A 13,739-nucleotide genomic window follows, 5' to 3' on the forward strand; every position below is an offset into this window, starting at 1 on the left:
CAGCGAACGATAAGCAGCACCCAAACCGGGGCCCTTCCACAGCGGAGGGCCCCGGTTTTTGTCTGTTTTCGGCCGAGGTATCCCGCGGGATGCCGCAGACCTTTTTCCGCGCTGGGCGGCTTTATTTTCCTCCTTTTTTTCCGCTTCCGTTTTTTTCTCGGCTTCCTCTTGACCTGACCCCTTTTAACTGCGAAAATGAACCGCCGACCCTTATACCTGTCGCATTTCCGGCCTATATGCCGATAACTAAGAATAGCCTCATTATGGTAAGGAGAACCGCCTATGAATGCACTCAAAATCGCCGGCCTGCTGCTGATTCTGCTGACTGCCGGCTGCGGCCGGATCGCTTCGCCGGGCGATCTGCTGCATGCGCCCAACCTCGCGGGAGAAGAGCAGTCGCTGTATCGTGCCGTGCAGCCTTTCCTTCCGGCGGGCTACCAACTGACGACCCCCGGCCAGTCCGATCAGGGCAGCGCTATCCGCCTTGCCGATCTGGACGGCGACGGAGCCAAGGAACTGATCGTTTCCTACAAAAAGCCCGATACCGACTATGAAGTCAATATTCTCATTCTCTGCCAACAAGACGGAGCCTGGAAAAAAGCCGACCTGATTACCGGAAGCGGCATCAATCTCGATTACCTGGCGATCAAGCCTCTGCTAAACGAGTCCTCCGCGCAGCTGCTGCTGGGCTACGACGGAGGCGGAACCGGGCTGCCGAAGGAATTGTACGTCTATTCGTTCTCCGGCCTGAAGAGTGAAGCGATTCTGCACCGATCCTACGACCAGATTGCGGCCGGCGATCTGATCGGAAACGGCTTGAGTCAGATTGCCCTCGTCCCTCCCGCCGAGAATGTCGAAAATGCCCGTTCCCGAATTGAAATTCTGGGTGAAAAAGACGGGCAGCTGGTCGAAATCGCGGAACGCCGGACGGAAGGCGCCATCTTGGATATGCGGATCGAACTCGCTTCCGAGACGCGGACCGGGCTGTTCGCCCAGGTGCTGGGCACTACCCGTTCCGGCTATACGCTGCTGCTGGCCTGGGATGACGGACGTCTGGCGAATATCCTCTCCATCTCCAAAAAGACATACGATACGCGCACATCGAGACAGGATCTGCAGCTTGGAGCGCCCGACCCCACTCCCAACCTCGCTTCCACCGGGCAAAAATGGTGGATCGATTATCCGGCGGCCAATCGGGATCTCGACAGCGACGGAATCCTGGAAGTCGCTCTGCCGAACGAGATGCCCGTGTCCGATGACGCGGCGGGCACGCCGCAGCTGTGGAGCGATTCGTATTACCGCTGGGACGGCAAGCGCCGGATGATTTTCGTCGAAGACCGTTTCTGGCAGTGGGGATACGACCTGCGTATCCCGGCTCGCTGGCAGGGCAAATACCGGATCGAACTGCCTCAGGGCAATCCGGATGCCGCGGACGAAGTGCGATTCGTCTATGCGCCGCAGAGCGAATCCGACTCGGGCAACGCCGAAGAAGCAACCGGCGGCGAAGCCGTGCTGCTGACGCTTCGCCAGCTCTCGACGGAAGAATGGGGCCGCCTGCAGCCTATGCTGGAGAGCCGCCAGACTCCCTACGTCGTATTGGGAGGCGCCGGCACGGGCTCCGTCGTCCCGGGCCGCTCGTCGCCGATCACGATCGCCCTGCTCCCGGACTCCGATCCCCAGCTGACGGGCGAACAAGCCGAGATCTACGGGAGCCTTCGGCTCAGTACAGCCGAAGTCGGATCGCTGGCCGGGCTGGATACCGACAGCGAAGCGGAAGAGGAGGCGTACAGCCATGTTGAAAAGCATTAGAGGGCGTCTCCTGCTCCAGATCGGCCTTCTGCTGCTGACCATTATTCTGCTGCTGGAAGCCATTTTCGCCGCAGCGGTTTCGACCTACTATTTTGACAGTGCCCGGCAGATCGTCCAATCCCGGGCCGTTACGGCGGCTACGCTGTCCAACCAGTTCATGGAAGGTTACACGCTGCAGGAGCGGGCCCGCTACATTCTCGAGAACCTGGTGCCGGGCGAGAGCAGCCGGGTCGAGGTGCTGGATCTCGAAGGTCGAACGGTGGTCGACTCCTACGGGTTCTCTTCCAACCAGCGTATTCGCACCTCGGATGTACGGGTCGCCCAGCAGGGCGGCGTCGGCAGCTACTCCGGCTACTCCCAGGCTTTTCGGCAGCGGATCATGGCGATCTCCAGCCCGCTGGTCAGCTACGGCGAAGTGATCGGCACTCTGCGCTTCTCGGTTTCGGCCGAGCCGCTGTACCGGGAAGTGGTCAAGCTGATCGGCTGGTCGATCGCCATCGGAGCGGCCGTGCTTGCGCTGGGCGTCGCGCTCAGTCTGATTATTGCCCGCCGGATCGTCGGTCCGGTCAAGGAATTGACGGTGATCTCCAGGCAGATGGCAACCGGGGATTTTACCGTAAAAGCCATTCGCAAATATAACGACGAAGTGGGAACGCTGGCCGACTCACTGAATCATATGAATGACGAACTATCCAAAAGCGAAAAGATGAAAAACGACTTCATCTCGACGGTCTCCCATGAACTTCGCACGCCTTTGACCTCGATCAAAGGCTGGGGCGAGACGCTTGTCGGCGGTTTGGACGACGAAGAGACGACGATGCTCGGCCTTGGCGTCATTACCAGCGAGACCGACCGGCTGATCGGCCTGGTCGAAGACCTGCTCGACTTTTCCAAATACCAGTCCGGCGAAATCCGGATGCGTTCCGTTCCCGTCGACCTGAACAGCCTGCTGCGGCAGCTCGATCTGCAGTATACCCACTCCGGCAACAAACGCGGCGTGAAGCTGCATACCCTGCTGCCGGAAGAACCTATGCCGATGCATGCCGATCTGAACCGGCTCAAACAGGTCTTCGTCAACCTGCTGGACAACGCCATCAAGTTCTCCGACCTGAACGGCGAAGTCCGGCTGACCGCGGCTTGTTCGGATCTTCAAGTCCATGTCTGCGTGCAGGATGACGGCGAAGGCATTCCGGCCGCCGATCTCGAACGCATCGGCCAGCGCTTCTACAAAGGAAGTTCCAAGATGTCCGGCAGCGGTCTGGGCCTTGCGATCAGCAAAGAAATCGTCCGGCTCCACGGCGGACGGATCAAGATCGAAAGCGAATACGGCATCGGCACGACCGTGACGGTGACGCTGCCTCTTGCGGTCGCCGATCCGTTGGATCCGGTCGACTCGTCCGAGCATCGGTCCATCTTATAAAAAGAAGCGAACCCCATCGGCGGGTTCGCTTCTCAACGTGTCGAGAAAGTCTGAATCCAAGTGAAGCGAGGAGGCGGAGGGAGAAATTCAGTGTAGGAACGATAGTGTTCGCCTTTGAAATCGGGGAAATTCTGCTAAATTCCAATCCCTTTCCCCGATTTCAACACGCGACCTAAAGCCTTTCGAAGAAAGGCACATCGTAAGCATCCGCTAACGAATTTCTCCCGCAGCTGACAAGCTTCTCTTACGAATAGGACTTTCTCGACAGCCTGAGAAGCGAACCCTACAGCGGGTTTGCTTCTTTTTGTTGCGCAATATGATGCAGGTCTCAATCCAAACTGTCCGGAATCTCGCGCGATTCTTTCGTATTCCATAGTTGTATTCCCTTTTCCGCTCCCGTCACCCGCATAGGCTCTTCCTGAAAACAGATCGCCCGGCGGAACGTCTCTTCATAGGCAGCCGGTATACGCATTCGCGAGTATACGCGTACAGCAGCGAGAACGATTCCGGCCGTCCCCCGCATAGGCGTACCGTCAAATAACGGCCTGACAACCGTTATTCTCGCGGACACGCCGATCTTTGACAAATAACTGCACAGGGAGCGTTATTGGATGAATTTCAGCGAAAATCGGCTTCTTATCCGACCATTAAGTGTTCGCGCGCAGCTATTTGGCAAAAAAGAACGGATTCAGCCGGAATAACTGTTCTCATGCAGTTATTTTGGCCAACCCGTAGACGTTTTTTGTGTTTTTTGTGTTTTGTGCGATTTGCCCTGCACCCTGCCGCTCTATCCGCCGGAGCGGACCGGAAGAACGATCAGCCGCCGGCCCATTCATCCGCGGCTGCAGCGGTCAGTACGCATACGATGCTGCCCCGAAGCTCTTCTTCGCTTCGCGCAGCCAGAGGATCGGCGGCGAACAAGGCGGCATCGGCGAGCAGGCCTTCGCCGATCCGGCCGAGTTCGTGGGCGCGGCCGAGAATCTCGGCGGCCCCGGTTGTCGCCGAATGCCAGATCTCGGCGCGGGACAGGCCGTACAAAGCCAGCGCGTCCATCTCCTGCAGGTTGCGCCCATGCAGGGCCGGCGTCGCATAATCGGTGCCGAAGCCCAGACGTACACCCGCAAGCTTGGCATACCCGACCGCATGGGCATGCGCTTCGACTGCGCGCATCGCCCGCTCTTGAATAACGGGCGGCAGTCCAAGCACTCCGTCGGGATCGGCGGCGATTCGGTAGATAGAAGCGGTCGGTACCCATGCCACATTGCGTTCTGCCAGACGCTCTGCCTGCTCCCGCGTCACAAACATGCCGTGTTCAATCGATTCGACTCCGGCTTCCGCAGCCCAATCCACCGTAACCCCTCCCCATGTATGCACGAAGACTCGGCGTCCGTGCTCATGGGCATAGCGGACAAGGAACGCGAATTCCTTATCCGACAAAATAGGATCGCTCACCTGCTCCGTCGGCGATCCGAGGCCGCCTGTCGCCATAATCTTGATCCAATCCGCACCGGAAGCCAATACTTCGTCCATCTTCCGTTTCAGGTAATCAAGGCCCTGCGCATCGGCCGCGCCGAACATATGGCTGCCGTTGTGCACGCGCAGCGGATGCCCATACTTGCGAATCAGCCGCTTCGCCGCTTCCGGCAGCAGCCCGCCCGCGTCCCGCACCGTCGTGACGCCGGTGCGAAGCGTCGCTTCGAACGCGTCGGCCTGCATGGCTTCGACTTCGGCGGAGTCGCGCTTCGCCTGGTCGGCATGATCGAAATCGGTCCAGCCCATATGCGTGTGCAGATCGATCAGCCCCGGCGAGATCCACAGGTCGGTACCGTCGACTTCTTCGGCGGCCGTCCGAAGCCGAAGCTCTTCGTGCGAGAATACGGCCGCGGTGCCGGGTTCGGAGGCGCTCGAAGCCGGAGCCTGCGCGGCGGCGTCCCGGACCGATACGAATCGGCCGCGTTCGATTTTGATATCGAACCGCCGGCCGGAAATGCCGGCTATCGCGATATTCCGGAAGCTTTTGCGGATTGGCCGCTGGAGAATCATGACCGTTTCTCCCATACGCTGCGCACGGCTTCCAGCGCTTGGGCCGCGTCAAGTTCCAGCAGACCGGCAAGCGTCGAGATAGCCGTTTCCACCGCCGCCTGCGAAGCATTCGCGCCGAAATGATTGAGGCGCAGCAGCTGCCCGTTCAATTCGCCGTCGCCCGGAGCGACAATACCGATCGGCTGCTTAATCAGCAGGCGCGGTTCGCCGCCGATACGTACCGTCGTCGTCAGCGTCGAGCGCCGATCGGAATTCCGCTGCCAGCCTTCCAGGCCAAGAACCCGCAGTCCGGCGGCGGCCGATTCCGCGGCCCGCTCATGCCGGCGGATGACCTGTTCCAGCCCTTGCGCTTCGACCGCTTCCAGCGCCGCGATCAAAGCCCGGGCTTCGAGCGTCGGGATATAGGGAGGCACGCGGAACGCTTCGCCCGCGCGCGGCGGCTTCAGATCGAGCAGCGACAGGATCGAGCTGCGCGGCGCACGGGCATTCGACTCGATAAACGCCCATCCGCGCGGCGAGACCGCGACGGCACTGACGCCGTTCGGCCCGCCTAGCGCTTTTTGCGCTCCGATCGCGACCAGGTCCGCGCTCCATTCGTCGATGCGCAGCGCTTCGCCGCCGACCGCAGACACGGAATCGCTCACCGTGATCAGATCGTGACGGCGCGCCAGTTCCAGAATCTCTCCGGCGGGATTCGAACCGCCCGTGATCACCTCGGCATGCACGAATGAAATCGCGTCCGGCGACGTCCGCTTGATCGCTTCTTCTACCGCTTCGACCGTCACGACTTCATCGAACGGTACCCGCAGTTCTTCGACGTCGGCTCCGCCGCGCTCCAGCCACTCGCCGAACAGCGTTCCGTAAGGCCCCGTGACCACATTCAGAAAACGTCTGCCCGGCGCGGCGATGCCTGCCGCAATCGCTTCGATACCCAGAATCGCTTCGCCCGGCACAATGACCGGCGGATATTCGGTATGCAGCAGCTTCGCAAGCTGCGTCGTCAGCGTGTCGTATTCGGTGCGTGACAGCGGCACAAATCCCGAAGAACCGCCGTTTGAAGATTGTAAAGTATCCATATTTCTCCTCCGTTCTGTCTTGGCTTCTCTGAACCCTATCTTTTTCAACAAGCACCCGGTCGAATCGATTTCTTTTCCGTTCTTTTTCGGCCCAATCATTCTACAGCCCTATTCGCCTTGCCGCCTTACTTCGTCGCTCCCGCAGCGGCCGCAGGCATCTTCGGTACCGCCGCCAGCAGCTCGCGGCTGTAAGCCGTTTCCGGCCGGGAGAAAAACCGCTCCCTGGATGCGATCTCGACCAGCGAACCCTGCCGCATCACGGCAACGTTATCGCTGACCGCGTGAATAACGCCCAGATCGTGCGAGATGAACAGCAGGGTCAGATCCAGCTCGGCTTGGATCTCGCGGAACAATTCGAGCACGCTGCGCTGCACCGAAACATCGAGCGCACTTGTCGGCTCGTCCGCGATCAGCAGCTCCGGTTCCACGCTCAAAGCGCGGGCGATCGCGATCCGCTGGCGCTGTCCGCCCGAGAACTCGTGCGGATAACGATCCAGCGAACCCGGTACCAGCTGCACCCGCTCGAGCAGTTCCCGGCAGCGCCGCTCCGTATCGGCCCGTCCCCGCGTCATCCGGTGGAAGGTCAGCGCTTCGGACAGAATCTGCCGGACGGAACGCCGGGGATTCAGCGAAGCATCGGGATTCTGGAAGATCATCTGGATCTGTTTGCGCTGTTCACGGCTTCTGCGCTTCTCCAGGATCCGGCCGCCGAGCCGCATCACGCCTTCGTCGGGAACAAGGAGACCCGCGACTGTACGGGCAAGCGTAGACTTGCCGGAACCGGACTCACCGACCAGGCCAAGCGTCGTACGCGCGGACAGATCCAAATCGATCGTATCCAGTGCGGTGAATCCCCCATAGCGAACGGTTACTTTTTCCAACTTCAAATCCGTGCTCATCGCGTGCCTCCTTCTCCGGAATCGCGGGTCCGGTCTTCGGATTCGGACACAAATTCCGGCAGCGGCAGCACCGCTTCGACCAGCATCTGCGTATAGGGATCGCGCGGCCGGACCAGAACGTCAACCGACGGTCCTTCCTCCACGAGGCGCCCCTGCCGCATCACGGCAATCCGGGTACATACTTCCGCCGCGATCGCCAGGTTGTGCGTCACGAAGACCAACGCAAAGCCCAGCTCCCGCTGAAGCCGTGCGATCAGATCGATGATCTGCCGCTGCACCGTTACGTCAAGCGCCGTCGTCGGCTCGTCGCAGAGCAGAATATCCGGCCGGCAGGCCAGCGCCAAAGCGATCACGATCCGCTGGCACTGCCCTCCCGACAGCTGATTCGGATAACGGTCTTCCCGTTTCAGCGAATCCGGCAGTCCGAGCAGGCCCAGCAGCTTGAGTGCTTCTGCACGCGCTTCCCGGCGGTTCTTGCCCTGCCGGTAGCGGACCACTTCCGCCACCTGCTTGACGACGGGGCACAGCGGATCGAGCGCTCCTCTCGGATCCTGGAATACCATGGCGCTGCGCACGGTATGCCGCACTTCGCCGCCTGTCCGCTTCACGCCGGAAGGCAGCAGGCCCAGAACGGCGCGCAGTGTCAGCGACTTGCCCGATCCGGATTCTCCGACGATGCCCAGACTGTCGCCCCGGCCCAGCGAGAAGCTGACGTCCTGAACAAGATTCTGTCCGGAAGCGACCGACAGCGTCAACCGATCAACCACAAGAATCGGATCGGCGGCCGCGGTGGTTCGGACTTGTGCAGCCGCAGTCGCAGTCGGAATTTCAGGGCGGCCCGCCGGCCGGGCTTCGGCATTTCCCGGTGTACCCGAGTTCGAGTTGTGCACGGCATTCGCTTCCTCTACCCTGCGCGGCTCTGTTCCGATCTTCGCACCGTTTTTGCCCGCCGCAGCGGCTGTTTCGCGTTCGCTCATGATTTCCTCCTCCACAGATCCGCCAAGCCGTCGCCGATCAGCGACAGCGCGAGGCCCGTATAAACGACAGCCAAGCCGGGCATCGCGGACAACCACCAAGCGGTCGTCATAAACGATTGGCCGTCGGCGATCATCGTTCCCCAGTCCGGCGTGGGCGGCGCGATTCCGATACCGAGATAACCCAATGTCACGATCGCGACCAGTATGCCAACCATGTCCGTCATCAGCACCACGACGGCCTGCGGCAGAATATTCGGCAGCAGATGGCGCAGCAGAATCCGCCAGCCGGGCAATCCCAGAGTCTGCGCCGACGCGATCCACTCCTGCCGTTTCAGCGAAGCCGCGAGGCCCCGGGATACGCGGGCGAACACGATCCAGCCGACCAGCATGAACGTGATATAAATCCCCTGCGCGCCCGCCCCGCTGGCAAAAGCGACAATAATGATAATCAAATAAAACGGAAACGCAATAAAAGTATCCGTGACCAGCGAGACGACCGTGTCGACCCAACCGCCGTAATAGCCCGCCAGCATACCGATCGTAATCCCCAGGCAAAAAGGAATAATCTCCGCCAGCACCATGATTCCGAGATCGGTCCGCGCGGCGTAGACCAGACGGGTAAACAGATCGCGCCCCAGCTGATCCGTGCCCAGCCAATGGTCGGCGGACGGCGGACGGAGAAAAGCACTTAAGTCTTGGGCGATCGGATCGTAGGGACTGATCCAGGGAATGAAGACGGCCAGCAGAATCAGGACAAGCATCATGAAGCTGCCCGCAAGCAGCGCCGGAGTCCGGCGTACCCGGCTCCAACCCCGGCCTGCGGGCAGCGGACCGGCTTCCGGCGATATCGAACGGTGGCTCATCTTATCGCTTCTCCTTCGTTCTCGGGTCCAGACGCCAGGCGGCGATCTCGATCAGCAGACCGATGACGACGACGGCGAACGCGCAGTACAGCGCAATACCCTGAATGACCGGGAAATCCCGGCTTGAAATCGATGTGAACAGCAGACTCCCGATGCCTTTGATCCCGAATACCTGCTCGACCACCAGGGTTCCGCCGATCAGATAAGACAAGTTCACGCCGAACAGCATGAGCGTCGGCATCGCGGAATTGCGCAGCACGTGTTTGAACAAGATGACCCGGCGCGGAATCCGGGCGGCGCGCAGCGTAACGACAAAGTCGGACTCCAGCACCTCCAGCATCTGGGCGCGCAGCGAACGAACCAGCGTCGGGATCTGGGAAAAAGCGACCGTAATCGCAGGCAGCGCCAGACTGTACAGCATCCCGGTCCAGCCTTCGCCGATTCCGCCGACCGGGAACCAGCGCAGATGTACACCGAAGAGCAGGATCAGCAGCAGCCCGACCCAGAATACCGGCATACCCAGCGTAATCGCGGGGAAAATGCGAATCAGATGATCGAGCAGCTTGTCTTTGTTCGTAGCCGCGACCACCGCAAGTACAAGCGATACGGCTGCAGCCAACAGACAGGCCAAGGCGATCAGCAGCAGCGTCACCGGTGCCCGTTCGGCGATCAGCTGCCGGACCGGAACGCCCGATACGATAGAAAGGCCGGTATCGCCCTGGGTCAGCAGCGTGTGCAGAAAACGGACGAACTGTTCCCACAGCGGCAGGTCGAGCCCAAGCGTACGGCGCAGCGCGGCGATCGACTCGGCCGTGGCGTATTCGCCGAGTATCATTTTGGCCGGATCGCCCGGTACGATCCGGATCAGGAAGAACACCGCCGTCGTGACGCATGCAATGACGATCAGGGCGCGCAGCGCGGCGATCGCAAGCCACCGATAAGAAGGCGGAAAGCCCGCCTTTCGGCGGGCTGTTGGGCTTGTCTTCGTCATTGGGCGATATGGACGTCTTCGAAGCGCAGGCTTCCGTTCGGCAGAGCGGTCAGCCCTTCTACCGAAGAACGTACGCCTTTCAGAATATCCGGGTAGTACAGCGGAATATACGGAACTTCATCGGCGAGAATCTGGAGCAGTTCGCCGTAGATCGCCTGGCGGTCGTCTCCGTCCGCCGTCTTCTGGCCTTCGCGCAGCAGTTGGGTGACTTTGTTGTTCGAGTAATGCGTCCAGTACGATTTGCTGAAGCCGTCCGGATCGGTCTGGAACGCAAGAATCGAGTTCGCTTCCGGCGAGTCGGCCTGTCCGCTGTTGAGCATCGCAGAGAAGTCGTACGCGAAGAACCGTTCGCGGAAGGCGGCGAGTTCGACCGATTCGATCTTCATTTTGATGCCGATCGACTGCGCCGCCGCCTGGATGATCTGCGCTTCCTGCGCGCGGGTATCGTTGCCCGATGCGACCAGAAGCGTCGTCTCGAAGCCGTTCGGGAATTTGGACTGGGCCAGCTCTTTCTTGGCTTCGTCCAGATTGAAGTTCAGAGGCTTGAGCGTATCGTTCGAGTTGTACGGAATCGTTGTCGGCAGCAGCGAGTTCGCCGTCTGCGCATAACCGAAGGTCAGCGCCTTCGTCAGTCCGTCGCGATCAAGGGCCAGCGCGATCGCGCGGCGAACATGGACATCGGAGAAATGTTCATCGAGCGTATTGAAGAACAGCTGCTCCGTTACCCAACTGCCGTTCGTTACCACGCCGGTGCCGTCTCCGCTCTTGATCTCTTCCGCATTCTGGAGCGCCAGCGATTCAATGCCGTCCACTTCGCCGGCTTTGAGCTGGTTGATCGCCTGGCTGTCGTCTTGGATCAGCTTGTAGACCAACTTGTCGAGATACGGTTTGCCCTGCTGCCAGTAATATTTGTTTTTGACGAACGTGACGTCGCCTGCCGGGTCCCAGCTCTCTACGACGAAGGGGCCTGTTCCGACCGGTTTTTTGAAAAATTCCGTTTCCGGCACGCCGCCGAAGTTATCCGGCAGGATGCCGTTCGAGAAGTTGGACATCTCCGAAATAAAAGGCGTATAGGGTTCTTTGAGCGTAACGACCAGCGTCCGGTCGTCTTTTGCCGTGACCTTGTCCACTTTGGCCGAGATCGCCAGCGGACCGCCAATCGTCAAATGACGTTTGAGCGAGAACACGGCGTCTTTGGCTGTGACCACGTCGCCATTGGAGAAATTCAGACCTTTTTTCAATACAAAAGTGTACGTGAGGCCGTCTGCGCTGACTTCATGCGACTCCGCCAGCCAATCGACGATCTTGCCTTCGCTGTCGAATGAGACAAGCGGCTCGAACACTTTGTCGATCGCAAACGCGTTGTTCGCCGTAATCTCGTTGTGCAGATCGAACGAGGTGACCGATGCGGGACGGGCATAAGTGAACGTTCCGCCTTCCACCGCCTGGGCCGGTTCGGCCTCGGTCTTGCCTGTTTCCGCGCTGCCCGCAGGTTCTCCGGTTGAAGATTCGCCGCCCGTCTGGCCGGTCTGCGCGGTCGAATTCCCGCCCGCTCCCGAGCATCCGGCAACCACCGCCAGAAGCAGCATGAACAGCAGCGCGAACCCGAATCTTTTTCCTCCCGCTTGATTGAATCGAGACATCTTGAATCCCCCTTTTTCTGTACCCATCATAATTCTGACGAATTTAGTATGGATTGATTATGTGCCAAACTCCATACCCTGTCAAACAAAATAAGCCGTCTATTAAAAATAAAAACCTTTTCATGAATACGATGTTTTCAAGAGTGAACCAACATCTGGCATACCCATCCAGAGACTGGAAAACAAAGCTTCCCAAACGGTTCCGTCTAAATCCTTTATACTGAGAAAAAAACCTTCAACCGCCAAAGGAGAATCCCTATGACCGCACGACCCTCCGTTTCTGCCGCCATCGAAGCTTCGATCCGTTTCCTGAAGACGACTTCATCTCTTGAACCGCCGCACGACGAAGGCAGCCGGCACAAGTGGGACGGTGCCTGGTGGCATATGGCCGCCCTCTATGAGATAGGCCAAGTCCGACTTATTCCGGAATCCGCCATTGTTCAAGCCCAAACACTGCTGCGTACCCGCGTGTGGCCGGTATTTGTGATCGAAGACCGCGACGGACCGGTCCTTGGCCAAGATCTGGGCAAATGGGACTGCTGCCACTGCGAGCTGGCCGTATTCTACCAGATCCTGCAGGCTTACGGGTGCAGACTGGACGACGAGATGCCCTGGATTCGCGAATGGCTGTTGAAGCATCAGCTGCCGGACGGCGGTTTGAACTGCGATCCCGACGCCTATCTGCATTCCCGCAAAAGCTCTATCGTCTCCTCCCTTCCTCCGCTCGAAGCGATTCTGCGATACACGGACCGTCCGTTTACCGAGCGGGAAAAAGAGTTCCTGGATGAAGGCGCGCGCTACCTGATCGAGCATCGGCTGGTCTGTTCGAAATCAAGCGGAGACGTCATTCACGAAGATTGGCTGAAGCCGTGTTTCCCGCGATTCTTCGAATACGATCTGCTGCGCGGACTGGCCTTCCTGACGGAATGGTCCGCGAAGCGCAGTAAGCCTCTTCCGTCGGGATTCGCGGAAGAGGCGCTGGAACGCATGAAGCCTTACCTGGACGAAGGCCAGATCCGGATCGGACGGCAGGTCTGGGATGCAAACGGCGAGTGGGGCGGCGAGACGTTTGCCCTGCTCGAAGCGTTGGCGGGCGTTGGCGAAGTGTCGGAATTTCTCAGCACCGGACATACTTCCGCTTGAATCCCAGCCGGTTCTTTTCTGCGGCTTTGCGGATGTTTGCCGAGGTCTGAATCCCTTTGCGTTTGCCTCCCGGTCCTCCTACTTCCACCGAATCGATCTTGTCGGCGGTTTCGAGGGCGCGGTGGTGCAGCGGCGTGTAGGATACGGCGGTCGTATAGACGAAATTCGCCATCGAATAGACGGCCCGCTCGGGCGCTTGATGGATGGTCCGTTCCACCCGGTTCAGCAGACGCTCCAGCTTCTCCGCGTCGAACTCGTCGTCTTTGCGGCTGCCGAGCAGCCAACAGTAGCAGCTCCAGCCTGCCGACCTGCGCAGTTCGTCTTCGCTGTCGATCCACTTGTCCGCTACCGCCTGCGCGAACTTCGTCTCCGCCAGCGTCACGGCCACTATGAAATCGGAGATCATGTAGAAATAGGCGGCATCGATCCAGCGCTCGAAATCTTCTTCCGTCATGGCATCGGGATCGGCGATCACGCCGGCCAGATACATCGCGTCGTAATTGCCCGTTGCGTACAATTCTTCGGCCAGCGCCTGATCTTTTTTGATTATTTTCGACATCGGCTTCATCGCTCCGGTCGCCGCGCCAAACACCGGCTCCCGCGCGCCTTCGGACAGATACCTTTTCTTCGTGCGTTCCGTGCCGAGAGATTCCAGTTCACTCAGAACTTCCTGTACGTTCATCGTCCCACGATCCTCTCTACAGTTGGTTTGAACAGTCTTCGGCGCTTAAGGCGCTGCCGGAATTCGCTTTCATTATATCATGCTTCCCCGCCGTCCAAAGACAGCAAAAAACAACCTTTCGCCATGGGCGAAAGGTTGTTTGTGTCGGGGTTGGGTGCTTCCGCCGCTTGGTCCGCGGCGATAGCGATATAAG

At 59.6% G+C, this 13,739-nt stretch carries 11 protein-coding genes; 3 read left to right on the forward strand and 8 right to left on the reverse strand.

The genetic code is table 11. The features are described from left to right. Nucleotides 1–282: 282 nt before the first annotated feature. Together HRQ60_RS10950 and HRQ60_RS10955 are read left to right on the forward strand one after the other, a co-directional pair. Nucleotides 283–1,809: a hypothetical protein gene (locus HRQ60_RS10950; RefSeq protein ID WP_172195847.1), complete on the forward strand. Its 1,527-nt coding sequence runs from the start codon at nt 283–285 to the stop codon at nt 1,807–1,809. Beyond that, nucleotides 1,793–3,229, forward strand: a complete 1,437-nt coding sequence (locus tag HRQ60_RS10955; protein ID WP_172195848.1) for a sensor histidine kinase — start codon at nt 1,793–1,795, stop codon at nt 3,227–3,229. The genes HRQ60_RS10950 and HRQ60_RS10955 overlap by 17 nt, the downstream gene beginning before the upstream one ends. A gap of 816 nt (nt 3,230–4,045) precedes the next feature. On the opposite strand, the gene HRQ60_RS10960 is transcribed toward HRQ60_RS10955, so the two are convergent. The 7 genes from HRQ60_RS10960 to HRQ60_RS10990 all read right to left on the reverse strand — a co-directional run bounded on the left by HRQ60_RS10960 (nt 4,046) and on the right by HRQ60_RS10990 (nt 11,721). Continuing rightward, nucleotides 4,046–5,272: an amidohydrolase family protein gene (locus HRQ60_RS10960; protein ID WP_172195849.1), complete on the reverse strand. Its 1,227-nt coding sequence runs from the start codon at nt 5,270–5,272 to the stop codon at nt 4,046–4,048. Beyond that, nucleotides 5,269–6,348 (reverse strand): aminotransferase class V-fold PLP-dependent enzyme, encoded by a 1,080-nt coding sequence (locus tag HRQ60_RS10965; protein WP_172195850.1) that lies wholly within the window; start codon nt 6,346–6,348, stop codon nt 5,269–5,271. Before HRQ60_RS10965 ends, HRQ60_RS10960 begins: the two co-directional genes overlap by 4 nt. A 125-nt stretch (nt 6,349–6,473) precedes the next feature. Further along, the gene (locus tag HRQ60_RS10970; RefSeq protein ID WP_172195851.1) at nt 6,474–7,247 is read right to left on the reverse strand and encodes an ABC transporter ATP-binding protein; all 774 of its coding nucleotides are present in this window, start codon (nt 7,245–7,247) and stop codon (nt 6,474–6,476) included. Next, nucleotides 7,244–8,224, reverse strand: coding sequence for an ABC transporter ATP-binding protein (locus HRQ60_RS10975; RefSeq protein ID WP_172195852.1), 981 nt, complete (start codon nt 8,222–8,224; stop codon nt 7,244–7,246). The genes HRQ60_RS10970 and HRQ60_RS10975 overlap by 4 nt, the downstream gene beginning before the upstream one ends. Further along, nucleotides 8,221–9,087 carry an ABC transporter permease gene (locus tag HRQ60_RS10980; RefSeq protein ID WP_172195853.1) on the reverse strand — a complete coding sequence of 289 codons (867 nt, stop codon included), beginning with the start codon at nt 9,085–9,087 and terminating at the stop codon, nt 8,221–8,223. Before HRQ60_RS10980 ends, HRQ60_RS10975 begins: the two co-directional genes overlap by 4 nt. A 1-nt stretch (nt 9,088) precedes the next feature. Then, entirely contained in the window at nt 9,089–10,078 is a 990-nt protein-coding gene (locus HRQ60_RS10985; protein WP_246281266.1) for an ABC transporter permease, read from the reverse strand. Next, a complete protein-coding gene (locus HRQ60_RS10990) occupies nt 10,075–11,721 on the reverse strand; it encodes an ABC transporter substrate-binding protein (protein ID WP_246281267.1) in 1,647 nt (548 codons plus the stop codon). The genes HRQ60_RS10985 and HRQ60_RS10990 overlap by 4 nt, the downstream gene beginning before the upstream one ends. A gap of 258 nt (nt 11,722–11,979) precedes the next feature. Between HRQ60_RS10990 and HRQ60_RS10995 the strand changes: the two genes are divergently transcribed. Next, nucleotides 11,980–12,864 carry a prenyltransferase/squalene oxidase repeat-containing protein gene (locus HRQ60_RS10995; protein WP_172195854.1) on the forward strand — a complete coding sequence of 295 codons (885 nt, stop codon included), beginning with the start codon at nt 11,980–11,982 and terminating at the stop codon, nt 12,862–12,864. Here the strand turns inward: HRQ60_RS10995 and HRQ60_RS11000 are convergent. Next, complete coding sequence (locus HRQ60_RS11000) at nt 12,839–13,546, reverse strand: DNA alkylation repair protein (RefSeq protein ID WP_172195855.1); 708 nt, start codon at nt 13,544–13,546, stop codon at nt 12,839–12,841. The genes HRQ60_RS10995 and HRQ60_RS11000 overlap by 26 nt on opposite strands. Nucleotides 13,547–13,739: the final 193 nt, after the last annotated feature.

This window comes from Saccharibacillus qingshengii, assembly GCF_013185195.1.
GTDB classification, from domain to species: domain Bacteria; phylum Bacillota; class Bacilli; order Paenibacillales; family Paenibacillaceae; genus Saccharibacillus; species Saccharibacillus qingshengii.

Excerpts from the sequence above, each read along its gene's own strand:
- HRQ60_RS10975 (WP_172195852.1), bottom strand. The coding sequence starts at position 8,224 with ATGAGCGAACGCGAAACAGCCGCTGCGGCGGGCAAAAACGGTGCGAAG.
- HRQ60_RS10955 (WP_172195848.1), top strand. The coding sequence starts at position 1,793 with ATGTTGAAAAGCATTAGAGGGCGTCTCCTGCTCCAGATCGGCCTTCTG.
- HRQ60_RS10965 (WP_172195850.1), bottom strand. The coding sequence starts at position 6,348 with ATGGATACTTTACAATCTTCAAACGGCGGTTCTTCGGGATTTGTGCCG.
- HRQ60_RS10970 (WP_172195851.1), bottom strand. The coding sequence starts at position 7,247 with ATGAGCACGGATTTGAAGTTGGAAAAAGTAACCGTTCGCTATGGGGGA.
- HRQ60_RS10995 (WP_172195854.1), top strand. The coding sequence starts at position 11,980 with ATGACCGCACGACCCTCCGTTTCTGCCGCCATCGAAGCTTCGATCCGT.
- HRQ60_RS10985 (WP_246281266.1), bottom strand. The coding sequence starts at position 10,078 with ATGACGAAGACAAGCCCAACAGCCCGCCGAAAGGCGGGCTTTCCGCCT.
- HRQ60_RS10960 (WP_172195849.1), bottom strand. The coding sequence starts at position 5,272 with ATGATTCTCCAGCGGCCAATCCGCAAAAGCTTCCGGAATATCGCGATA.
- HRQ60_RS11000 (WP_172195855.1), bottom strand. The coding sequence starts at position 13,546 with ATGAACGTACAGGAAGTTCTGAGTGAACTGGAATCTCTCGGCACGGAA.
- HRQ60_RS10980 (WP_172195853.1), bottom strand. The coding sequence starts at position 9,087 with ATGAGCCACCGTTCGATATCGCCGGAAGCCGGTCCGCTGCCCGCAGGC.
- HRQ60_RS10950 (WP_172195847.1), top strand. The coding sequence starts at position 283 with ATGAATGCACTCAAAATCGCCGGCCTGCTGCTGATTCTGCTGACTGCC.
- HRQ60_RS10990 (WP_246281267.1), bottom strand. The coding sequence starts at position 11,721 with ATGTCTCGATTCAATCAAGCGGGAGGAAAAAGATTCGGGTTCGCGCTG.